Consider the following 22,026-nt stretch of genomic DNA (forward strand, 5'->3'; position numbering starts at 1 on the left):
GCGCGGTGCGGGCTTACACCGGCCCTGGCGCACACGGCCACCGCACCCGATCGCGTACGGCTTCAACCCGCCGCTCCTGCCCGCCTCCAGGCGGCCGGCCGGAGGCCGCAGCCGAAGATGCCGGCTGGCTGCCGGGCGAACTGCCGGCCGCCCGGCGGGCGAACTGCCGCTCGCGGGCGGACAAGGATTGCGGCGCGCCCGCCGCACCGCGCGGGATCGCGGCCGGGCGCCGGGCGACCGTGCTGCCGTGCCACCCAACCGCCGGGCGAACGAACTGCGCTGCCCTACTCGCCGCACCGCGCGGGATCGCGGCCGGGCGCACACGGACGCCGGGCGACCGTGCTGCCGTGCCACCCGACCGCCGGGCGAGCGAACTGCGCTGCCGTGCCCGCCGCACCGCCCACCCCTGCGCGATTCCGGCCGCCGGGCGAGTGAACCGCGTTGCTGCGCCCGCCGCACACCCCACCCTGCGCGACTCCCGGCCGCCAGGCGAACGAACCGCGCTGCCCTACCCGCCGCACACCCCACCCTGCGCGACTCCCGGCCGCCAGGCGAACGAACGCGCTGCCCTACCCGCCGCCCGCCTTACCCTGCGCGACCCCAGCCACCGGGCGCGAACCGCGTTGCCCTACCCGCCGCACACCCCACCCCTGCGCGACCCCGACCACCAGGCGAACGGCTGCGGCACCGGCGCCCACCGCGCGCCGGCTCTCAAGCGCGCGTCGCGGTCGACGGGGTGCGTCGGCGCTGTGCCTGCTCCAGCAACGCCAGCCCCGTCGTCTCCCCCTGCCGGTTCCCCGTCTCCCGGAACACCCGCAGCGCCCGGTCGCACACCCCGCGGGCCTGGACCGGCTCCCCCGCCGCCAGCAGCGTCTGGCCGATGCCCAGCAACGCGTACGCGCTGCAGCGCTCGTCGTCCAGCTCCTCCAGGATGCTCAGCGCCAGCCGCAGGCACGCCAGGGAATCCGGCAACCGGCCGGCGTCCCGGTGCAGGGTGCCCAGTTCCGTCAGGACCTTCGCCTCCCGGTGCGGGTCCTCGATCTCGCGCGCCAGATCCCGTGCTCGCCGCAGCCACGTCTCGGCCTCGGTGAACTCCCCCAGCAGCGCGTACGTCGAGCCGATCGCGTTGCGCATCTGGGCGACGCCGGTGCGGTCGCCCGCCCGGTCCAACCCGGACAGTGCGCGCCGGTAACACCCGAGGGCCTCGCGGGGGCGGTCGCGGACCCGGGCGACCGTGCCGAGGCCCGCCACCGCCAGTGCTTCGCCGCGGATGTCGCCCAGCGACCGGAACAGCTCCGCCGAGCGGTCCATGTCCGCGACCGCCGCCTCGTACTCGTCGTGGTAGAGCCGGACCTGGCCGAGGCCGCGGTGCAGCACCGCCGCGCCCGCCGTGTTTCCCGCCGCTTCGACGGCCGCGAGGGCGGCCAAATGGCTTCGGCGCCATTCGTCGTACGCCCCGCGCAGGTCGTAGAACGGGACCGCCGCGGCCGTCAGCTGCCAGGCCAGTTCGTCGAGGCCCGCGTCCGCCGCGAGCTGGACCGCGCCGGCCAGGAGCTTGCGTTCGGCCGTGAACCACTCGAGCGGCGCGGCGGGCAGCTTCGGGGTCGCGGCGGGCAGTGCGGGTCCCGTCATCGCGCCGAACGCCGGGGGCAGGCCCGCGGCCGCCGTCTTCACCAGGGCCAGCAGCACCGACAGCACGCGCGACAGCGTTTCCCGCCGCGTCGACGCCGCTTCCGCCGCCAGCAGTTCCGCCGCGTAGCACCGCAGCAGGTCGTGCAGCCGGTAGCGCGGCTGGCCGCCGGCGTCGCGGCCCGCGAGCGAAACCAGGTTGGCGTCGACGAGCACGTCGAGCACCTCGTGCGTGTCCTCGCGGCCCAGCACCGCGTCGACCACCCAGCTCGGGAAGTCCTGCGCGCCCAGCACCGCCGAGCGGCAGAACGCGGTCCGCGCGCGGGCGGGCAGCTGCCGCAGGCTCAGCTCGAAGCTCGGCCGGACGCCGAGGTCGCCGACGCGCAGCTCGCTCAGCCGGCTCGACTCGTCGGCGAGCCGGTCGTGCAGCGTCCGCAGGCTCCACGCCTGCCGCCCGGCCAGCCGCGCCCCGGCGATCCGGATCGCCAGCGGCAGGTACCCGCAGCAGCGCACGATCGCCGCGGCCTCGGCCGGTTCGCCGACCACCCGGTCCGCGCCCGCGACCCCGGCCAGCAACGCGGAAGCCTCGCGCTCGGCGAACACGCCGAGCTCGACGTGCTTCGCGCCCGCCAGCTCCGGCAGCCGCCCGCGTGTCGTCACGAGCACGGCGCACCCGGCGTCGGCGGGCAGCAGCGGCCGGACCTGCGCGGCGGTGGCGGCGTCGTCGAGCACGAGCAGGAGCCGCCGTCCGGCCAGCCGCGAGCGGAACAGCGCGGCCCGCTGGCCGAGCCCGGCCGGCACGGTGTTCCCGGTGACGCCGAGTGCGTGCAGGAAGTCGGCGAGCACTTCGGCCGGGTCGCGCGGGGTGCCGGTGCCGGCCAGGTCGACGTAGAGCTGGCCGTCCGGGTACCGCTCGGCGAGGCGGTGGGCGACGTGCATGGCCAGCGCCGTCTTGCCGGTGCCGGGCGCACCGGTCAGCACCACCGGCGCCGGGCCGACGGCGGCCTCCAGGTCCCGCACGTAGTCGTCGCGGCCGGTGAAGTCCGGCAGGTCCGCCGGAAGCTGCCGCAACGGCCGCGGATCCGCCGAAGGCACCTGGAGCGGCTCACCGGAAAGGATCGCGGTTTGCAGCGCCCGCAGTTCCGGCCCCGGTTCGACGCCGAGCTCGGTGACCAGCCGCTCCCGCGCGGTCGAGTACGCCTGCAGGGCTTCCGCGCGACGTCCCGCGCCGTTGAGCGCGAGCAGGTACTGCTGCCACAGGCGTTCCCGGTACGGGTGTTCGGCCAGCAGCCCGGTCAGCTCGGCGATCGCGGGGTCGTGCCGGCCGAGCGACACCTGCAGCGCGAGCCGCTCTTCGACGGCGGCCAGCCGGTTCTCGACGAGCCGGCCGAGTTCGGCGTCCCACGCCGGCGCGGTGGGCAGGTCCGCCAGCGGATCGCCGCGCCAGAGGGCTTCCGCCTCGGCCAGCAGCGTCAACGCGACTTCGGGGCGGTCCGCCCGTTTCGCGTCGGCGACGAGCCGGGTGAACCGGTGCGCGTCGACGGCCCCGGGGTCGGCCACCAGCGAGTACCCCGGGCCGTGCGTGCGCAGGAGCGTGTCCGGCAGCAGGCGGCGCAGGCGCCAGACGTAGGTCTGCAGGTTGGCGGTGGCCGACGTCGGTGGTTCCCGCGGCCAGATGGTCTCGACGAGCTGCCCGGGCGTGACCGTCCGGTTCGCGTTGAGCAGCAGGTGGGCCAGCAGCACCCGCTGCTTCGCCCCGCCGAGCGGCACCGGGCACCCGCCGACCGTCACGGTCAGCGGTCCGAGCAGCTGAAACCGCACTTCAGGCCCCATCGTGCACCCCGTTTCCGAGGCCGCCCCCAGGCGGCCGGCACCCAGCAGCCGGACTCTAACCAGGGGGCGTGGCGCCCGTGGGCGATTCGCCGACATCCAGGACATCGCGGGCACCGCTGTCACTCGCTTGGCAGCAGCTGGACCGGACGGCCCACGACGAAAGTCGGGTCCTTGATCAACCGACTAACGGCGGGTTTCGGAGATTCACCCACAGCCGTGACGGTAGGTGTGTCCTTGACCACCCCGTCACCGCGAGGCCCCGGTCCGCGGCTGGAGGTTGATCGTAAAGTGCGTATCGCGCGAAGCGGCGTAGTCGTCTCCGGTGTTTTCCTGTCGGCGTTCGTGGCCGCGGCGCCCGCCATGGCCGCCCAGCCGGCCATCATCGACGGCAGCAACGCCGACTCGCTCCACTCCGCGGCCCGGATGTTCGCCGGCGGCCAGGAGATCTGCTCGGCGACGATCATCGCGCCGGACTGGATCCTCACCGCCCGCCACTGCACGCAGGGCGCGGACGGCCAGCCGATCAGCTTCCACGTCGGCGACCTGGACCAGACGAAGGGCACCACGGTCAACGCGACCTCGGTGCACGAGGCACCGGACGCGGACATCGCGCTGGTGCAGATCGACCAGCAGGTGCAGACGGACTACGCGCCGCTGGGCAGCGAGGGCGACGTCAAGGTGGGCGACCAGGCCGAGGTCTACGGCTGGGGCGCGACCTGCACCGACAAGCCGGAGATCGAGTGCCAGTCGCAGCTGCTGAAGGTGGCGAAGGTCAGCGTCAGCTCGATCGACTGCCCGGACGGCGCGGCGGGCGTCTCCGTCTGCGCGAACCGCGGCGACGGCATCACGGCGGGCGGCGACTCCGGCGGCCCGATGTACGCGAACGGCAAGCAGGTCGGCGTCGCTTCGACCAGTGACCGGCAGTCCTACACCGCCTACATCAACATCACGAAGTACCGCGACTGGATCTCCACCACCGCGGGCGTCTGAGCCCTCCGGACAAGCCCCCGGACCACCGGGGGCTTGCTTCGCCAACGCGAGTGAGTGTACAGTCACTCACATGACGAAACGCGGTGCGACCCTCTCCACCTCCGACGCCCGGCGGGACGTCGTCGTCGACGCCGCCATCGCCGAGTTCGCGCGGGGCGGGTTCCACGCGACGCCGATCAGCGCGGTGGCCGAGCGGGCCGACATCTCCCCCGCGTACGTCTTCAAGTTGTTCCCCGGCAAGGTTTCCCTCTTCGTCGCCGCGCTGGACCGCTGCTACGAACTCGTCACGCACGCGCTGTCGAACGGCGCCGCCCGCGCCGAGGACGACGACCCCGAAAAGCTCCTCTACGCGATGGGGGGCGCCTACGCCGAGCTGATCGCCGACCGGAACCTGCTCATGCTGCAGGTGCACGCCCAGTCAGCGGCCGACACGCCCGAGATCGCCGACGCCGTGCGGCGCGGGCTGGCCAAGGTGACCGAGTTCGCCCGGTCCCGCTCCGGCGCCGCGGACGAGCAGGTCCAGCGGTTCATCGCCTACGGCCAGCTCTGCCACCTGATCGCCACCCTCGACCTCGACGAGCACACCGGCGAGTGGGCCGCGGTCCTCTCCACCGGCATCCGCCACCCCGGCAAAAACTGACCCCTGACCAGCCGGTCCTTTTTCACGCCCATCGAGTGATTGACCAGTCACTCACATCCGGAAGGAAGCACCATGAACGTCACCGAAATCGTCCTCCCCGGCCTCGTCGAGCCGGACGGCCTGCGCGTCGAGCACCGCGAGCTGCCGCCCCTGGCCGCCGGCGAAGCCCTGGTCCGCGTCGAGGCGAGCGGGATCTCCTTCGCCGAACAGCAGATGCGGCGCGGCAAGTACTACGACCAGCCGCCGTTCCCGTTCGTGCCCGGCTACGACGTCGTCGGCACGGTGGCCGAAGCCGACGACCCCGCGCTGGTCGGCCGGCGCGTGGCCGCCATGACCAAGATCGGCGGCTGGAGCAGCCACCTCGCCGTCGCCGCCGCTGACCTCGTGCCGGTGCCCGACGGCCTGGACGCCGCCGACGCGGAGACGTTCGTGGTCAACGGCATCACGGCGTGGCAGATGCTGCACCGGCACGCGAAGGTGAAGCCGGGCGGCACGATCCTGGTCCACGGCGCGAGCGGCGGCGTCGGCACCACGCTCGTGCAGCTGGCCCGCGCGGCCGGGATCACGGTCATCGGCACGGCTTCGGCCCGCAACCTCGACGTCGTGACCGCGCTCGGCGCCACCGCGCTCGACTACCGCGGGGACGTCCCGGCCCGGGTGCGCGAGCTGGCACCAGGCGGGGTCGACGCCGTCTTCGACCACGTCGGCGGGCCCGGCATCGTCGACTCGTTCCGCCTGCTCGCGCCCGGCGGCGCGCTGATCGCGTACGGCAGCGCGTCCACGAAGGACACCGGCGGCAACCCGAAGCCCGCGGTGCTGAAGCTGGTCGCCCGGCTGGTGTGGTGGAACGTCGCCCCGAACCGGCGCCGCGCGCACTTCTACAACGTCTGGGGCGGCAAGCGGAACCTCACCCGGTTCCGCGCGCGGCTCGCCGAAGACCTCACCGCCGTCTTCGCCCTGGCGGCCAAGGGACAGCTCAAGGCGCAGGTGGCCGCGCGGATCCCGCTGGCCGACGCCGGGAAGGCGCTGGCACTGGCCGAATCCGGCACCGTCACCGGCAAGGTCGTGCTCGTCCCCTGAACGCACCGAAGGCCACCACGGTGACCGTGGTGGCCTTCGGGAACGCGGGAATCAGTCGGTGCCGAACTCCATCGCGGCGCTGTCGAGCAGCTCCACGTCGTCGGTCTTGCCGCGCGAGGCGATCACCTGGGCGCCGCCCTCCGGCATCGCGCCGATGAGGCCGGTCGACGCGGCCTGCGCGGCGCCGATCAGCTTCGGGTTCGAGCCGCCGACCATGCCGAGACTCGCGTACTGCTCCAGCTTCGCCCGCGAGTCGGCGATGTCGAGGTTGCGCATGGTCAGCTGGCCGATCCGGTCCACCGGGCCGAACGCCGAGTCCTCGGTGCGCTCCATCGACAGCTTGTCCGGGTGGTAGCTGAACGCCGGGCCGGTCGTGTCGAGGATCGAGTAGTCCTCGCCGCGGCGCAGCCGGAGCGTCACCTCGCCGGTGATCGCGGTGCCGACCCAGCGCTGCAGCGACTCGCGCAGCATCATCGCCTGCGGGTCCAGCCAGCGGCCTTCGTACATCAGGCGGCCGAGGCGGCGGCCCTCGTTGTGGTAGCTGGCGAGGGTGTCCTCGTTGTGGATGGCGTTGACGAGCCGCTCGTACGCGGCGTGCAGCAGCGCCATGCCCGGCGCTTCGTAGATGCCGCGGCTCTTGGCCTCGATGATCCGGTTCTCGATCTGGTCGGACATGCCGAGACCGTGCCGGCCGCCGATGGCGTTGGCTTCCAGCACCAGGTCGACGGCGCTGGCGAACTCCTTGCCGTTGATCGTCATCGGCCGGCCGTGCTCGAAGCCGATCGTGACGTCCTCGGCCGGGATCTCGACGGCGGGGTCCCAGAACGCCACGCCCATGATCGGCTTGACGATCTCGATGCCGGTGTCGAGGTGCTCCAGCGACTTCGCCTCGTGCGTCGCGCCCCAGATGTTGGCGTCGGTCGAGTACGCCTTCTCGGTGCTGTCGCGGTAGGGCAGGTCGTGCGCGACCAGCCACTCCGACATCTCCTTGCGGCCGCCGAGCTCGGTGACGAAGTCGGCGTCGAGCCACGGCTTGTAGATCCGCAGGGAGGGGTTGGCCAGCAGGCCGTAGCGGTAGAACCGCTCGATGTCGTTGCCCTTGTAGGTGGAGCCGTCGCCCCAGATCTGGACGTCGTCCTCGAGCATCGCGCGCACCAGCAGCGTGCCGGTGACCGCGCGGCCGAGCGGCGTGGTGTTGAAGTAGCCGCGGCCGCCGGAGCGGATGTGGAACGCGCCGCAGGTCAGCGCGGCGAGCCCCTCTTCGACGAGTGCTTCCCGGCAGTCGACCAGCCGGGCGATCTCGGCGCCGTACTGGCTCGCGCGCCCGGGCACCGAGTCGATGTCGGGCTCGTCGTACTGCCCGATGTCGGCGGTGTAGGTGCAGGGCACCGCGCCCTTGTCGCGCATCCACGCGACCGCTACGGAAGTGTCGAGGCCACCGGAGAAGGCGATACCGACACGCTCGCCGACGGGCAGGGAAGTGAGCACCTTGGACATGCGAATGATTATGCACGGCTATGCATCACCGTGCAATCCGGGGTGCCTGGTGTCACGGAACCCGCGTTGACCGGGGTGGTTCGCTGGGCCCACGGCCCGGATGCACGCCGACGAGCACCCGATCGGCACCGCCCTCGCCCGGCGGCTGGTCGGCGGCCGGTTCCCGCGGTGGGCCCGGCTGCCCCTCACTCCCTCGCGGCGCTCGGCCCGCTCCCCGTCCCCGCGCCGGCCGTCGTCGCGCGGGGCGAACCGGCCCGTGACCTGGTGGAGTTCGTCCTCGCACCGGCGGCCGGTCCGCCGGCCCACCGCGGCGGGCCACTTCCACAGTCGACAACGCGATCCTGCGGGCGATCGCGGAACTGGACGGGACCGCCGTACTGGCTGCACTCGGATCTGACGCCGAGCGACCTCCTGCTGCGCGGTGGCCGGCCTGTCCGGCGTCGGCGACCCGGCGTGCGACCTGATCCGGCGTGGAACCTGCTGCCGTACTACCGCCACCAACCGATCATCTCGGCCAACGCGCGTTACGTCCTCACCCGGCTCGGCTGCCGAACGCCGTGAAGGCCACCACGGGGAAGGACGAGTTCCTCATGGTGGCCTCGACGAACAACGGGACTCAGCTGGGCAGCAGGGCCGGCGCAGCGAGGCGGGTGGCGTTCGCCGCCTCGTCGTCCGGGGCCTCCTGGGCCGAGCGCTCGGCCGCCACCCGCGCGAGGTAGTTGGCCACCTCGCGCTCGGTGCGGTGCGCGTCCCAGCCCAGCACCGGGGCCATCAGCGCCGCGACCTCGGGGGCCGCCGTGACACCGCGGTCGCGCTCCTCGATCGAGATGCGCGTCCGGCGGGTCAGGACGTCCTCCAGGTGCAGCGCGCCTTCGTGCGAAGCCGCGTACACCGCTTCGGCACGCAGGTACTCCGAAGCGCCCGGGATCGGCGAGCCCAGCTCGGGCTCGTCGCGGATCAGGTCCAGGAGGTTCCAGATCCGCGTGCCGTAGCGCTGCAGGAGGTGCTCGACCTGCGGCACCGTGAGGCCCGCCCGCGAAGCGACACCGAAGCGGCCGTCCCACAGCTCGTGGTAGCCGTCCGCGCCGACGATCGGGAGGCGGTCGGTCCACGACGGCGGGGCCGGGCGGCCGACGTCCTCGACCACCGCGTCGACCGTGTCCGCGGCCATCACCCGGTACGTCGTGTACTTGCCGCCGGCCACGATCACCAGGCCCGGCACCGGGTGCGCCACCGCGTGTTCCCGCGACAGCTTCGTCGTCGCGGCCGCCTTCGCCGCGAGCAGCGGTCGCAGGCCCGCGTAGACGCCCTCGATGTCGTCGTGCGTCACCGGGGTCCGGAGCACCTTGTTGAGGTGCTCCAGCACGTAGTCGACGTCCGCGCGGCTCGCCGCCGGGTGCTCGCGGTCGAGGTCCCACTCGGTGTCGGTGGTGCCGACGATCCAGTGACGGCCCCACGGGATCACGAAGAGGACGCTCTTCTCGGTGCGCAGGATCAGCCCGGTGTCGAGGTCGATCTTCTCCCGCGGCACCACCAGGTGGATGCCCTTCGACGCGCGGACGGTGAACGGCGCGGGGATCCCGGCCGCCTCCGCCATGTCGTCGCTCCACACGCCCGTCGCGGCGACGACCGTGCGAGCCCGGACCTCGAACTCGACACCGCTTTCGCGGTCGACCACCTTCGCACCGACCACGCGAGGACCCTCGCGAAGCAGCGAAGTCACGCGAGCCCGCGTCAGCACCGAAGCGCCCTGCTCGGCGGCCGTCCGCGCGATCGTCATCGTGTGGCGGGCGTCGTCGACCTGGGCGTCGTAGTACTGGATGGCGCCGATCAGCGCGTCGTCGGCCAGTGCCGGCGCCGCCTTGAACGCGCCGCGCTTGGACAGGTGCCGGTGCCGCGGGAGGGCGCGAGCGCCACCGAGCGTGTCGTACAGCGTGACGCCGGCGCCGATGTACCCGCGCTCCCACACCCGGTGCTGCAGCGGCACCAGGAACTTCACCGGCCGCACCAGGTGCGGCGCGAGCTTCTGCAGCAGCAGCCCGCGTTCCTTGAGGGCCTCGCGCACCAGCTTGAAGTCGAGCTGCTCCAGGTAGCGCAGGCCACCATGGATCAGCTTCGACGACCGGCTGGACGTGCCGGCGGCGAAGTCACGGGCCTCGACCAGCGCGGTCGACAGGCCCCGCGACGCGGCGTCGAGCGCAACGCCGGCCCCGGTCACTCCCCCGCCGACGACCAGCACGTCGACCTCTTCGCGCGCCAGCTTCTTCAGCGTCTCCGCCCGGTACAGCGGGGACAGCGGCACGGCTTCCACCGAACTCCTCTTCATCGGATCCTCACTCCACATCGACCCAGTCGAGCGTGCGGCCGACGGCTTTCTGCCAGCCCGCGTAGCCCTCGGCGCGCTGCTCGTCGTTCCACGACGGCGTCCAGCGCTTGTCTTCGTTCCAGTTCTGTTCCAGCTCGTCGGTCGACCGCCAGAAGCCGACGGCCAGCCCGGCCGCGTACGCGGCACCGAGCGCGGTGGTCTCGGCGACGACCGGCTTCGACACCGGCACGCCGAGGATGTCCGCCTGCAGCTGCATGCACAGCTCGTTGGCGGTGACACCGCCGTCGACCCGCAGCACGTCGAGGGTGACGCCGGAGTCGTTCTGCATGGCCTCGACGACGTCGCGGGTCTGGTAGCAGATCGCTTCCAAGGTGGCCCGCGCCAGGTGGGCATTGGTCGTGGCCCGGGTCAGGCCGACGATCGCGCCGCGCGCGTCGGACCGCCAGTACGGCGCGAACAGCCCGGAGAACGCCGGGACGAAGTAGACGCCGCCGTTGTCCTCGACCTGGCGGGCCAGGCTCTCGCTCTGCGACGCGCCGCTGATGATGCCGAGCTGGTCGCGCAGCCACTGCACCGCGGACCCCGTGACGGCGATCGAGCCTTCCAGCGCGTAGACCGGCTTCTCGTCGCCGAACTGGTAGCACAGCGTCGTCAGCAGGCCGTGCTTCGAGCGCACCAGCTCCTGGCCGGTGTTGAGCAGCAGGAAGTTGCCGGTGCCGTAGGTGTTCTTGGCCTCGCCGGGCCGGAAGCAGACCTGGCCGACGGTCGCCGCCTGCTGGTCGCCGAGGACGCCGGTGATGGCGACCTCGCTGCCGAGCGGGCCGTCCGCCCGGGTGACCCCGAAGAAGCCCGGGTTCGACGATGGCCGGATCGCCGGCAGCATCGCGCGGGGGACGGTGAAGAACGACAGGAGCTCGTCGTCCCAGTCGAGGGTCTCCAGGTCCATCAGCATGGTGCGCGAGGCGTTGGTCGGGTCGGTGACGTGCACGCCGCCGTCCGGGCCGCCGGTCAGGTTCCAGATGAGCCACGAGTCGGTGGTGCCGAAGAGGGCGTCGCCCTTCTCCGCGTCCTCGCGCACGCCGTCGACGTTTTCGAGGATCCACTGCAGCTTGCCGCCGGAGAAGTACGTGGCGGGCGGGAGGCCGGCCTTGCGGCGGATGACCTCGCCCTTGCCTTCGCGCTCCAGTGCGGAGGCGATCCGGTCGGTGCGCGTGTCCTGCCAGACGATCGCGTTGTAGTACGGGCGGCCGGTGCGGCGGTTCCACACGACCGTGGTCTCGCGCTGGTTGGTGATGCCGAGCGCGGCCAGGTCCCCCGCCGTCAGGTTGGCCTTGTTGAGCGCGGTCGCGATGACCGAGCGGGTGCGTTCCCAGATCTCGGTGGCGTCGTGCTCGACCCAGCCCGGCTTGGGCAGGATTTGCTCGTGTTCGAGCTGGTGGCGGGCGATTTCGTTGCCGCCGTGGTCGAAGATCATGAAGCGCGTGCTCGTGGTGCCCTGGTCAACGGCGCCGACGTAGTCAGGCATGGGGGTGCTCCTCACTCAGTTGGCGGGCTCGAGGTCCTTGGCGGGCATGGCGTCCAGCGGGTCCCCGGCGGGCAGGAAACGCTCGATCAGGTACTTGTAGATCGCGCCGCCGACGAGGGCGCCGATGATCGGGCCCACGATCGGGATCCACCAGTAGGGGAAGCCGTACTGGTCGGACCACGCCGTGTCGTAGCCGGTCAGCCAGGACGCCAGGCGCGGGCCGAAGTCGCGGGCGGGGTTGATCGCGTAGCCGGCGTTGGTGCCCCAGGCCATGCCGATCGCGACGACCAGGAAGCCGACGACGACCGGGGCCAGGTTCGCGCCCGGCGAGGTGTTGCGCAGGTCGGTGATGGCGAAGAGGACGATCAGGAGGATCGCGGTGCCGATGATCTGGTCGCGGAAGGCGCCCCAGTCGCCCACCGGGAGCGTGCCGTTGCCCGGCAGGGTGGAGAAGACGCCCTGGGTCTTGATCGTGAGGCCGGGGTCCTTGGCGTTGAGCACCTCGGTGTAGTTCCAGCGCACCAGCAGGGCGGCGAGGAACGCGCCGGCGGTCTGCGCCACGGCGTACGGGGCGACCTTGCGCCACTCGAAGCCCTTGAACACCGCGAGCGCGATGGTCACGGCCGGGTTCAGGTGCGCGCCGCTGATCCGCGAAGCGACGTAGACACCGAGCGTGACGCCGAGCCCCCAGGCCCAGGCGATGCTGTCGTGGTCCCCGATGCCCGCGGCGGCGACCTGCGCCACCACCCCGCACCCGAACAGGATGAGGATCATCGTTCCCACGAACTCGGCGGCCATCTCGCCGCCGAGCCCGCGGGCCTTGAGGTTTCGCACCATTGCTTTCCTCCACAAAGGACCGTTGTTCCCCCTGGTGGGTTCCAGCCAAGCTCGCCGGTCACAGCCGGTCAACGGACGGCGGTCGGCATTGTCGAACGGCCGATGTGGATGTTCGACATTGTCGAATCAGGGCCGGTCGGGTTAGGTTGGCGGCGTGCCCGGTCCGATCCAGTCCATCGAGCGCGCCGCCGCGATCCTGCGGTTGCTGGCGCGCGGTTCGGGCCGTCTGGGCGTCGGCGAGATCGCCGAGTCGCTCGAGCTGGCCAAGGGCACGGCGCACGGGATCCTGCGCACGCTGCAGGGCGTCGGGTTCGTCGAGCAGGACCGCGACACGGGCAAGTACCAGCTCGGCGCGGCCCTGCTGCACCTGGGCACGAGCTACCTCGACGTCAACGAGCTGCGCTCCCGCGCGATCAACTGGGCGGACGCGCTGGCCGCGCGCAGCGGCGAGGCCGTCCGGATCGGCGCGCCGCTGGAGGGCCGGGTGCTGGTGGTGCACCACGTGTTCCGCCCCGACGACAGCCTGCAGAGCCTCGACGTGGGCACGCTGCTGCCGCTGCACGCGACCGCGCTCGGCAAGGTCCTGCTGGCCTACGACACGACGTTGAAGGCGGACCCGGAGTCCTACACGCGCCGGACGCTGGTCACCCAGACGGCGATCAAGCGGGCGTGTGCGAAGGTACGGGAGGCGGGCTGGGCGGCGGAGAACGGCGAGATGATCTCCGGCGAGGCGGGGATCGCGGCCCCGATCCGCGGTCACGGCGGCATCGTGGTCGGCGCGATCGGCGTGTCCGGCGCGGTGGAGCGGATCTGCGAGCCGGACGGCAGCCCGAGCCCGAGGTTGCTGGGCCACGTCCGCGACGCGGCGCGTGCGGTGTCGCGCGACCTGGGTGCGTCGCGATGGTGAAGGAGGTGCCCGGCATGGACCCGGCCTCAGCGGGACTTGGCCGGGCCCGGCCACCCGGCCCGGCCGGTACGGAGGTGAGCACGTGGTCCAGCGGTACGTGATGTCCATCGACCAGGGCACCACCTCCACCCGGTGCATCCTGTTCGACGCCCGCGGCCGGCTCGTGTCGGTCGTGCAGCGCGAGCACCAGCAGCACTTCCCGCGGCCGGGGTGGGTCGAGCACGACGCCGTCGAGATCTGGCGGAACGTGTCGCGGATCGTCCCGCAGGCGCTCGCCGACGCCGGAGCGGGCGCCGAGCAGGTGGCCGGGCTCGGGATCGCCAACCAGCGCGAGACCACCGTGCTGTGGGACCGGCGGACCGGCAACCCGGTCGGGCGCGCGATCGTCTGGCAGGACACCCGCACCGACGCCATGCTCGAACAGCTCGCCCGCGAGCCCGGCGCCGACCGCGTGCGGCAGCTGTGCGGCCTGCCGCTGGCGACGTACTTCTCGGCCCCGCGCATCCGCTGGCTGCTCGACCGCACCCCCGGCCTGCGCGAACGCGCCGAGCGCGGCGACGTCCTCTTCGGCACCATCGAGAGCTGGCTCATCTGGAACCTGACCGGCGGCGCCGAGGGCGGCGTGCACGTCACCGACGTCACCAACGCCTCGCGCACCATGCTGATGAACCTGCGCACCCTCAGCTGGGACGACGAGCTCCTGGACTTCTTCGACGTCCCGCGCGCGATGCTGCCGGAGATCCGGTCCTCGACGGAGGTCTACGGCACGACGTCGCGGGTGGTGCCCGGGATCCGCATCGCCGCGGCGCTGGGCGATCAGCAGGCCGCGCTATTCGGCCAGACGTGCTTCGCGCCCGGCGAGGCGAAGTGCACCTACGGCACCGGCAGCTTCCTGCTGCTCAACACCGGCCCGACCCCGGTGCTGTCGACCCACGGCATGCTCACCACGGTCGGCTTCAAGATCGGCGACGAGCCCGCGGTGTACGCGCTGGAAGGCTCGATCGCCGTCACCGGGTCGCTGGTGCAGTGGTTCCGCGACGGGCTGGAGCTGATCGGCAGCGCCCCGGAGATCGAGACGCTGGCCAGGACGGTCGAGGACAACGGCGGCTGCTACATCGTGCCCGCGTTCTCCGGGCTGTTCGCCCCGCACTGGCACAGCGAGGCCCGCGGGGTGATCGCCGGCCTGACGTCGTACATCACGAAGGGCCACCTCGCGCGGGCGGTGCTGGAGGCGACCGGCTGGCAGACCCGCGAGGTCGTCGACGCGATGAACGCGGACTCCGGGCTGGCGCTGTCGTCCCTGAAGGTCGACGGCGGGATGACCGCGGACAACCTGCTGATGCAGTTCATCGCCGACGTCCTCGACGTCCCGGTGGTCCGCCCGATGGTGGCGGAGACAGTGTCGCTGGGCGCGGCCTACGCGGCCGGGCTGTCGGTCGGCTACTGGCCGGACCTGGAGGGCCTGCGCCGCAACTGGCACCGCGCCGGCCAGTGGCTCCCGGCGATGGACCCGGCCCGCCGGACCTCCGAGTACGGCCACTGGCGCCAGGCGGTGGAGCTGACGTTCGGCTGGATGCGCCCCGGCCCGGCCGCGGCCCCGCCCGGCTCCGACCTGGTCGAGGTCCTGCTGGCCGACCACCGCAGGTTCGAGCAGCTGCTGCGCGACCTGCGCAACACGGAAGCGGACCGCGCGGCTTCGGTGGCGGAGCTGGCGGCTCTGCTGGTCGCCCACGCGACGGCGACCGAGCGGATCGTCCGGCCGGACTCCCCGGGTTCGCCGTTCGCCGACGACCTTCTGGCGGTGCTGGAGAGCGAGGACTTCGAGAAGGCGTTGCCGCACTTGGAGAACATCGTGGACGCGCACGTGCGGAGCGAGGAACGCGGCCTGCTGAACGACTTGCGCCGCACGATGTCCACTTCGGACCGCACCGGGCTGGGCCGGGTGTTCGTCGCGGAACGGCGCCGCCAGCTGGACCTGGACTGCGGGAACGCGGACCACATCCGCGAGCTGGGCGACCGGCTCACCCTTTGAGGCTCTTGGTCGTTCCCCAGACCTTGTGGATGGCACTCACCAGTTCCTTGGCCCCATAGGGGTTGGCCCCCAAGTAGCGTCGCGCACGGGCCAGCGTCTCGAACCCTCCGGGGCCAGGGCCTGTTCCGACGCTCATCCATTGCTCGTCGAGCCGGTTGTCGAAGATGTCCAGCAGCACGGCCAGGTACTCGGCCATCACCGACACGTCCAGCCGGATGCCTGCCACGAGTTCGGGCTCCGCATCGCCCCGGGCCCCGGCTTCGGAGACGCTCTTCGCGAACTCGCGAAGCAGTTTGCCCGTCAGCGCGTCGACGGGATGCTCGTCGAGTACCGGGATGAGCGTCGCCCCCGCTTGACGGTCCGGTGAGCGACTCAAGCGGTCCATGGCCGCCCGCGTCGTGCGGTCGAGCTGACGACGCACGAGCCGGGCTGTGACCGCGGCCAGATCGAGCTTGTCCGAGGATTTGTGGTCACTGATCGCCTCGCTGATGCGCACCAGCTCGCGCGCCAATCCGCCGGAAACGACGTATGCCAGCGCCGAAAACTGCTCAGGAAGATCGACGACGCGACGGTTGAGGAGCTGCTTCGCTTGTTCGAAGGTCAGATAGTCGACTCGCACGACGGCGTCGAACGCACTGTCCAAGACCGTTCGCATCCCCATCGCGGTCAGCTCGAAGTCAGCCAATGCGTCTTCCGAGACCGACACGAGGAAGTAGCAGTTCGGCACGTTGAAGACGGCCTTCAGCTCGTTGAGGAACAGCTGCGCGCGCTCACCGTCGCTGATCCGGTCGAGTTCGTCGATGCCGATGAGCACCTTGCCTTCGAGCTTGCGCGCTACAGCAGCGGCCACCCCGAGGAACACGCGGAACCGGTCGACCAGCTGCGGGTGGTTGAGCGGGACGTCGTCGCGCTTCACGGACGTCTTGCGTTTGAACCCGAACGTCGCACCCACCACCGGTGGCGCGCCGACGGACAGTTCCCCCTCGGTCGTACGGCTCTGCAGGACGCGCAGCTTTTCCCGCTCGTCCCGAGCAAAGCGGGCGAGTTCGGCGGCCATGATACTGCCGGGGCCCGGCCGGCGACCGCGCTCGGGCTGAACCCCGCGGAGCAGCCGGAAGGCACCGACGAGGAGGGAGTGCGACGATCCGTCCGCACCGCCCGACACCAGGTCGTTGATCACCCGGTCGTGTTCCGTAGCGTACTTCTCGACTTCGTCGCACAGCCTGCCGAACAAGTGGGTCAGGAAGTCCTTCGACTGGTACCCGAGCGGTGCGTCCACCCGTACGGTCAGATCACGGCGTGTTTCTTGCTTGCGGTCGTCGGAGCCGCGGAGCAGCCGGCCGGCGCACCACCGCTCGAGCAACGTCGACTTGCCGGCCCCGCGAGGACCGGCCAGGGCGAAGCTTCCCTTGCCGCGCTGCCCGAGCAACTGGCGAAGCTCCCGGGTCGCGTCCGTGTCGATGTCGACGACGGCCTCGGACACGATCTTGCTGTGCGACGGCAGGAGAATGCTGTACGGGGAGTCCAGTCCCCCGCTTGCCTCGGCCGCCAATGGCAGCAGCCCGGATCCGTAGAGGCGCTCCAGCCATTCATCGTAAGCAGCTTGGGCGAATACCGGGGCCGGCTTCGAGTGCCGATCCACCAGGAATTGGCCGAATCGGTACATGGCAGCGACAGTACCGGCGGCGAGGCCACCGACGACCAGTCCCGCGCCGGCGCCGTACCACACAACCCCCTGCCAAACTGCGGCGGCGGGTACCGAAAGCCCGGATACCACACTCACCAACTCAAATGAATCCAATCCGAATATTTCTATTTCGAGATAGTAGACATCGTCAAGAAACGCAAATGCTGCCCACAGGGCCGGAATGCCGACGACCAGCCCCCATCGCCAGCCACCCGACAGGCCAATGAGGTCGGTGATCAACCAAACAAGAAAAGGCATCGCGAATATCACCACGGCAATGCTCAGACCCCTGATGATCTGGCCGCAACTTCCCCAGAGTGCCCCATTGGCAGATCGATTCATCCTGGTCAGGTATTCGTTCCGCGCTCGCAGGTAGTGCTGCTCATAGGCGAATTCCCGTTCGAGCAGCACATCACCGTCGAGCCGGACTCGATCGCGCAGCCGGTTCGCGACCCGCGGCGGCAACTGCCGCCTCCGGACGACCTCGCCGAGCAGGTAGTCCAGGACGTGGTCAGGAGCATCCCGTTCCTCCTCCCACGGACGATCGATTCTCGTCTCAATGGCCGAAGTTTCGGGCATGCGCCAGCGGTCTTGCAGCCAGCTCGAAGCCTGGAAGGCATCGGGGTGATGCGGGTACTGCCTGCTGATCGCGGCAATGGTTTCGTGCGCCGCCGCATTTCGACCGAGGTCGATCTGCGCCTGCGCCAACCTCAGGCTCACCTGGAACATCCGAGGATCGATCTCCAGTACGTGCTGGTACGCATCGACGATCCGCTGAGGCGCAGCACCCGAGCCGACCAGGATCTTCGCCCGACAGGAATTGAGTTGGGGGCTCAACGGATTGCGATCCAGCGCCATCTCGACGAGTCGATTAGCTGCGTCCGCAGATTCGCCCCGCCTGCGCATGACAACTATGACCCCGGCGACCGCGCCAGGCCGGAAAGGGTCGATGGATAGCGCTTCTCCGTACAACGCAGCTGCCGCGTCGTTAATCTCGCTCTCACGGGTTACGAGCGCCTGATCGGCCAGCGTGGCGGCATGAATTTCCAGAACTGCGGCATACCGGGAAAACCGCAGCCGAAGATGCGCAGCTGCCGCGGACACCTCTGCGCTACCTCGGGCGGACCTCCGCCACAACTCAATGCGCACTAGCTCCGCATGGAGCGAACCGGGTTCACGTTCGGGAACCGAATTGAGCAACTGTACCGCAGCGGCGTAGTCATCGCACTCGCCCGCGCACAGCGCGCGTTCGACGAGCACCGCCGACGACGTCCGAACCGGCGGAGCCGCGTCGGCGAGCAGCCGCACGGCCTCGTCGATCCGCTCCGAAAGGCGTAGCGCTGTCGCCTGTCCGGCCAGCGCCTCTCCATTCGTCGGGTCCAGCCGGCACGCGGATCGGAAGGCCGCCAGCGCGCGGTCGGCGTCCCGCAACGCGGCACCGCAGTTGAAGGTCTGGTAGGCCGGGTCATCCGGCTGGCCGAGCGCGATGATCCCGCGCGCCAACTCGACGTGAACGGAACCACGCCACGCGGAGAGCTCCGCCAGCGCAGCCCGGGCTTCGTTCCAACGGCGGAGCAGCCAGAGCGCGCGCACCCGGCCGGCCAAGGCACGCGCGTCACGATCGCCGCCGTTCGCCGGCATCGTTTCGAAAGCCGCGAGTGCCGCGGCTCCGTCGAATTGCCGGAGGGCGAGTTCGGCGTTGACGAACGGATCGCTCATGACGGTAGGTACTCGGCCGGAGGCGAGCCTGTTACTCATCGGTGCCGGATTCAGCCACTCGGAGCATCATCCGGCGCGATCAGACGGTTTTCAGGCAGCGACTGCTCTCCCGCACCACCAGCTCCCCCTCCACCGTGCCCCGCGCCGGTCCCGCCACGCCGTCGATGCGGGCCGCCAGGGCCGCGAGTGTCTGGCGGCCCGCCGCCACGAAGTCCTGGCGGACCGTCGTCAGCGGCGGCGCGAAGAACGCTGCCTCCGGGACGTCGTCGAAGCCGACCACGTGGGCGTCGCGGGGAACCCGCATTCCCGCCTCGCTGAACGCCGCCAGCAGGCCCAGTGCCATGTGGTCGTTGGCCGAGAACACCGCTCGCACACCGGGTTCGGCCGCCAGGGACTGGCCCGCTCGGTAGCCGGACTTCGCGGACCAGTCGCCCCGGACCACCGGCGGGACTTCCGCGCCGTGGCGTTCCAACGTCTCTCGCCAGCCTCGCTCGCGGGCGCGGGCGGCCGGGCCGTCTTCCGGGCCGCCCAGGTGCCAGACCGTCAGGTGGCCGAGGTCCAGGAGGTGCTCCGTGGCCCGGCGGGCACCCGCGTACTGGTCGGTCGACGCCGCCGGGACGAGGGGGATCGGGGCCGGGTCCGGGACGAACCGGGCGTCGAGCACGACGATGCCCGCCACGCCCTGCAGCAGCAGGCCGGCCACCGCGGCCGGGACCGCCGCGCCGTCGCGGCCCGGGACGCTGAAGACGGTCAGCGCGTACCCCTGCTCCCGGGCGGCCGAACGGAGGCCGTTCAAGGTCGCGCCGGAGGCGGTGGAGCCGGTCGCGATCACGCCGAGCGTGCCCCGGCGGGCGGGCAAGGGGCCGTCGTCCAGGGACATGGGGCGATGTTAGCGATCACACCACCGGACGTGAACTTTGTTCGCCTTCCATAAATAACGAAACGATAACGCGCGCTTCGCCGCTTGAACCACCCCTCCGCGGGAGCCGTTTCTGCCAGTGCCGGAACCAAGTGCCCCGGACGCGGTGGCACTCCCCCGGGTTCCGCGCGTCTCCCACCGGGCACGCAGCTGTCTCCGGCGTGCCCGGAAAACCGAACGAGGTGACCATGGCCCGGAAAACCACCCGCACTCCCGCCACGGGCAGGCATCGCATCACTCGCCGCACGAAGATCGCGACCGGCGGTCTCGCCCTCGCGCTCGCCGTCGGCGGCATCGTCGTCGCGACCACCGCCGGGCGCACCGGCGAGGCCAGCGCCGACGAGGCAGACCCGTCGTTCTTCCTCGACATCGCCAAGGTTCCCAGCGGTGTTAACGTGAACAAGGCGCTGCAGCGGCAAGGCGCGCGCGGCACGTTCACCGTGGACTGCGGCCGCAACGAAAACCAGCACTTCAACCCCGACAACTTCATCGCGCAGCCCGGGATCCGCAACGGCGCGCAGCACCTCCACGACTACGTCGGCAACCTCTCCACCAACGCCGATTCGAACAACAAGAGCCTGGTGAAGGCCGGCACCACCTGCCGCAACGGCGACAAGTCCGCGTACTTCTGGCCCGTCGTCCGGATCGACACCGGCGAGGAGGAAGCGGCCAATCCGCCCGCCACCCAGCCCGACCGCGCCGGCAGCGCCAAGGACAAGGCCAGCACCCAGGTCGACTGCCCGGACGTCGCCAGCAAGCTCCCCGACGTCCCCGACCAGGCCATGGACGAGGTGAACCGCAACCTCGACCTGCTCGACAAGCAGATCGACGAGGCCAACCAGCGGATCGCGAACGGCGACCTCAAGACGCCGCAGGACGTCCAGAACGCCGTCGTCGGCCCGCTCAAGGACAAGCGGGCGGCGACCATCGACCGGATCGCCATCGCGATCGGCCGCCGCGCCGCGAAGCCGGCCGACCTCGGCGGGCTCGCGGCGTGCGCGCTCAAGCAGAACGGCCAGGGCGGCCTCGACAACGGCGGCCAGAACAGCGGTGGCGGCCAGGCGACCGAACTGCCGGGCGTCAACGACCAGAACGAGCTGGCGGGCAACGACGGCGACATCCAGCGCGTCCGCTCGGCGACGATCACGTTCACCAGCGGTGGTGCGAAGCGGGTCGTCGCGATGCCGCAGTTCCTGCGCGTCCTCTACGGCGACGCCAAGCAGAGCACCAACGGCCCGGCCAACGCCCGGCCCAGCTGGACGTGCACCGGGTTCGAAGACCGGCTGACCGACCACTACCCGATCTGCCCGCAGAACAGCCGGGTCGAGCGGATCCACGCGTTCCCGAACTGCTGGGACGGCAAGAACATCGACAGCGCCAACCACCGCACGCACATCGTGTTCGCCGACCAGCAGGGCAAGTGCCCGCAGGGCTTCAAGAACGTACCGCAGCTGGTCATCAAGCTGGTCTACGACATCCCGCACGACATCCAGGTGAAGGGCCAGTACAAAGTGGACGCCTTCCCGCAGGAGAGCCACAACCCGCGCTCGGACCACGACGACTTCGCCAACGTCATGGGCCAGCGCCTGATGAACCAGGTGGTCAACTGCATCAACACCGGCAAGCGCTGCAACCAGTAGCTCAGGACGTGGTGACGGAGTAGCTGTTCGCGGCGAAGTCCAGTCCACCGGCGGACGAGGTGATCTCGAAGCCGAACTGGACTTCGCCGAGCGTCACGTCGCCGAACCAGCCGCGGGCCCGGATCCAGTTCAGCACCGCCAGGACGTCGACCGTGCCCGCGTTGGTGTTCGACGTGCGCACGAACGAGAACACCGCGTTCGATCCGTTCGATCCCTGGTAGACGTCCCAGGTGTGGCCGCCGACCGTGGCCGTCGTCTGCTTGGTGCCGAGCGGGCCCACCGCGCCCTGCTTGTTCATCCACAGCATGGTCTCGTAGGCGTTGTTGTCTGCCCAGATGTCGTACGCGGTCTCGTATGCGCCGCTGCCCGGCCGGTTGACCGAGAAGCTGCTGGAAACCTTCCCGAGCGCGCTGAGCTTCTTGCCGACGTTCTTCGCCGAATGCGGGTACGACTTCACGCCGCCGGTGTTCGGCTGGTTAGACCAGACTCCCCAGTTCGAATACGAATTCGCCCAGATGGTCTGGGGGCCCGCCCCACCGCCCCAGACGTCGTTGCGGATCGTGTACCCGCCGTTGGACCAGGTCGCCCATTGGTCCGAAGAAGACCACGTCGCAGCCGTTGCGACACCGGCCGAGGTGGCCACGGAAGCGGCGACGGTCAAAGAAACCACGAGGGAACGCACGGCTTTGTGCATGGGATGGGGCCTCCACTGGTAAGGGATTCACCAGCACTATGACCGTCCCGTTACCGCCCGGTCAAGCAATT

General features: G+C 70.9%; 14 protein-coding genes. 6 read left to right on the forward strand and 8 right to left on the reverse strand.

From position 1 onward, the window contains the following. Window positions 1-711: 711 nt before the first annotated feature. Window positions 712-3,450 carry a BTAD domain-containing putative transcriptional regulator gene (locus tag MUY14_RS15260; protein WP_247023667.1) on the reverse strand — a complete coding sequence of 913 codons (2,739 nt, stop codon included), beginning with the start codon at window positions 3,448-3,450 and terminating at the stop codon, window positions 712-714. Between the two features lie 300 nt (window positions 3,451-3,750). On the opposite strand from MUY14_RS15260, the gene MUY14_RS15265 reads away from it, so the two are divergent. The 3 genes from MUY14_RS15265 to MUY14_RS15275 all read left to right on the forward strand — a co-directional run bounded on the left by MUY14_RS15265 (window position 3,751) and on the right by MUY14_RS15275 (window position 6,172). After that, window positions 3,751-4,452, forward strand: coding sequence for a trypsin-like serine protease (locus MUY14_RS15265; protein ID WP_247023668.1), 702 nt, complete (start codon window positions 3,751-3,753; stop codon window positions 4,450-4,452). Between the two features lie 70 nt (window positions 4,453-4,522). Further along, window positions 4,523-5,092 carry a TetR/AcrR family transcriptional regulator gene (locus MUY14_RS15270; protein WP_247023669.1) on the forward strand — a complete coding sequence of 190 codons (570 nt, stop codon included), beginning with the start codon at window positions 4,523-4,525 and terminating at the stop codon, window positions 5,090-5,092. 72 nt (window positions 5,093-5,164) lie between these two features. After that, window positions 5,165-6,172, forward strand: a complete 1,008-nt coding sequence (locus MUY14_RS15275) for a medium chain dehydrogenase/reductase family protein (protein WP_247023670.1) — start codon at window positions 5,165-5,167, stop codon at window positions 6,170-6,172. A gap of 51 nt (window positions 6,173-6,223) precedes the next feature. On the opposite strand, the gene argG is transcribed toward MUY14_RS15275, so the two are convergent. The 4 genes from argG to MUY14_RS15295 form a co-directional block, all read right to left on the reverse strand. After that, the gene (argG, locus tag MUY14_RS15280; RefSeq protein ID WP_247023671.1) at window positions 6,224-7,669 is read right to left on the reverse strand and encodes an argininosuccinate synthase; all 1,446 of its coding nucleotides are present in this window, start codon (window positions 7,667-7,669) and stop codon (window positions 6,224-6,226) included. A 616-nt stretch (window positions 7,670-8,285) separates the two neighbouring features. Beyond that, window positions 8,286-9,995, reverse strand: coding sequence for a glycerol-3-phosphate dehydrogenase (gene glpD, locus MUY14_RS15285; RefSeq protein ID WP_247023672.1), 1,710 nt, complete (start codon window positions 9,993-9,995; stop codon window positions 8,286-8,288). 7 nt (window positions 9,996-10,002) lie between these two features. Continuing rightward, window positions 10,003-11,520 (reverse strand): glycerol kinase GlpK, encoded by a 1,518-nt coding sequence (gene glpK / locus MUY14_RS15290; protein WP_247023673.1) that lies wholly within the window; start codon window positions 11,518-11,520, stop codon window positions 10,003-10,005. Between the two features lie 15 nt (window positions 11,521-11,535). Then, window positions 11,536-12,357: an MIP/aquaporin family protein gene (locus MUY14_RS15295; RefSeq protein WP_247023674.1), complete on the reverse strand. Its 822-nt coding sequence runs from the start codon at window positions 12,355-12,357 to the stop codon at window positions 11,536-11,538. Between the two features lie 154 nt (window positions 12,358-12,511). Here MUY14_RS15295 and MUY14_RS15300 point away from each other — a divergent pair, with 154 nt between their 5' ends. After that, window positions 12,512-13,264, forward strand: coding sequence for an IclR family transcriptional regulator (locus MUY14_RS15300; protein WP_247023675.1), 753 nt, complete (start codon window positions 12,512-12,514; stop codon window positions 13,262-13,264). 82 nt (window positions 13,265-13,346) lie between these two features. Then, the gene (glpK, locus tag MUY14_RS15305; RefSeq protein ID WP_247023676.1) at window positions 13,347-15,296 is read left to right on the forward strand and encodes a glycerol kinase GlpK; all 1,950 of its coding nucleotides are present in this window, start codon (window positions 13,347-13,349) and stop codon (window positions 15,294-15,296) included. Here the strand turns inward: glpK (MUY14_RS15305) and MUY14_RS15310 are convergent. Together MUY14_RS15310 and MUY14_RS15315 are read right to left on the reverse strand one after the other, a co-directional pair. Then, on the reverse strand, window positions 15,286-18,702 hold the full coding sequence (locus tag MUY14_RS15310) for a tetratricopeptide repeat protein (protein ID WP_247023677.1): 3,417 nt from the start codon (window positions 18,700-18,702) through the stop codon (window positions 15,286-15,288). The two genes, glpK (MUY14_RS15305) and MUY14_RS15310, sit on opposite strands and share 11 nt — an antisense overlap. Before the next feature lie 79 nt (window positions 18,703-18,781). Continuing rightward, the gene (locus MUY14_RS15315) at window positions 18,782-19,582 is read right to left on the reverse strand and encodes a substrate-binding domain-containing protein (protein ID WP_247023678.1); all 801 of its coding nucleotides are present in this window, start codon (window positions 19,580-19,582) and stop codon (window positions 18,782-18,784) included. Between the two features lie 227 nt (window positions 19,583-19,809). On the opposite strand from MUY14_RS15315, the gene MUY14_RS15320 reads away from it, so the two are divergent. Further along, window positions 19,810-21,261: a DUF1996 domain-containing protein gene (locus tag MUY14_RS15320; protein ID WP_247023679.1), complete on the forward strand. Its 1,452-nt coding sequence runs from the start codon at window positions 19,810-19,812 to the stop codon at window positions 21,259-21,261. Between the two features lies 1 nt (window position 21,262). Here MUY14_RS15320 and MUY14_RS15325 read toward each other — a convergent pair whose 3' ends face one another. After that, on the reverse strand, window positions 21,263-21,955 hold the full coding sequence (locus tag MUY14_RS15325; protein WP_247023680.1) for a GH12 family glycosyl hydrolase domain-containing protein: 693 nt from the start codon (window positions 21,953-21,955) through the stop codon (window positions 21,263-21,265). Window positions 21,956-22,026 lie beyond the last annotated feature (71 nt).

The sequence above is a fragment of the Amycolatopsis sp. FBCC-B4732 genome (genome assembly GCF_023008405.1).
Taxonomy (GTDB): domain Bacteria; phylum Actinomycetota; class Actinomycetes; order Mycobacteriales; family Pseudonocardiaceae; genus Amycolatopsis; species Amycolatopsis pretoriensis_A.

Bases quoted from the DNA above. Each gene is read 5' to 3' on its own strand.
- MUY14_RS15275 (WP_247023670.1), top strand. From the start codon at position 5,165: ATGAACGTCACCGAAATCGTCCTCCCCGGCCTCGTCGAGCCGGACGGC.
- MUY14_RS15310 (WP_247023677.1), bottom strand. From the start codon at position 18,702: ATGAGCGATCCGTTCGTCAACGCCGAACTCGCCCTCCGGCAATTCGAC.
- glpK (WP_247023673.1), bottom strand. From the start codon at position 11,520: ATGCCTGACTACGTCGGCGCCGTTGACCAGGGCACCACGAGCACGCGC.
- MUY14_RS15315 (WP_247023678.1), bottom strand. From the start codon at position 19,582: ATGTCCCTGGACGACGGCCCCTTGCCCGCCCGCCGGGGCACGCTCGGC.
- MUY14_RS15320 (WP_247023679.1), top strand. From the start codon at position 19,810: ATGGCCCGGAAAACCACCCGCACTCCCGCCACGGGCAGGCATCGCATC.
- MUY14_RS15325 (WP_247023680.1), bottom strand. From the start codon at position 21,955: ATGCACAAAGCCGTGCGTTCCCTCGTGGTTTCTTTGACCGTCGCCGCT.
- glpD (WP_247023672.1), bottom strand. From the start codon at position 9,995: ATGAAGAGGAGTTCGGTGGAAGCCGTGCCGCTGTCCCCGCTGTACCGG.
- argG (WP_247023671.1), bottom strand. From the start codon at position 7,669: ATGTCCAAGGTGCTCACTTCCCTGCCCGTCGGCGAGCGTGTCGGTATC.
- MUY14_RS15270 (WP_247023669.1), top strand. From the start codon at position 4,523: ATGACGAAACGCGGTGCGACCCTCTCCACCTCCGACGCCCGGCGGGAC.
- MUY14_RS15295 (WP_247023674.1), bottom strand. From the start codon at position 12,357: ATGGTGCGAAACCTCAAGGCCCGCGGGCTCGGCGGCGAGATGGCCGCC.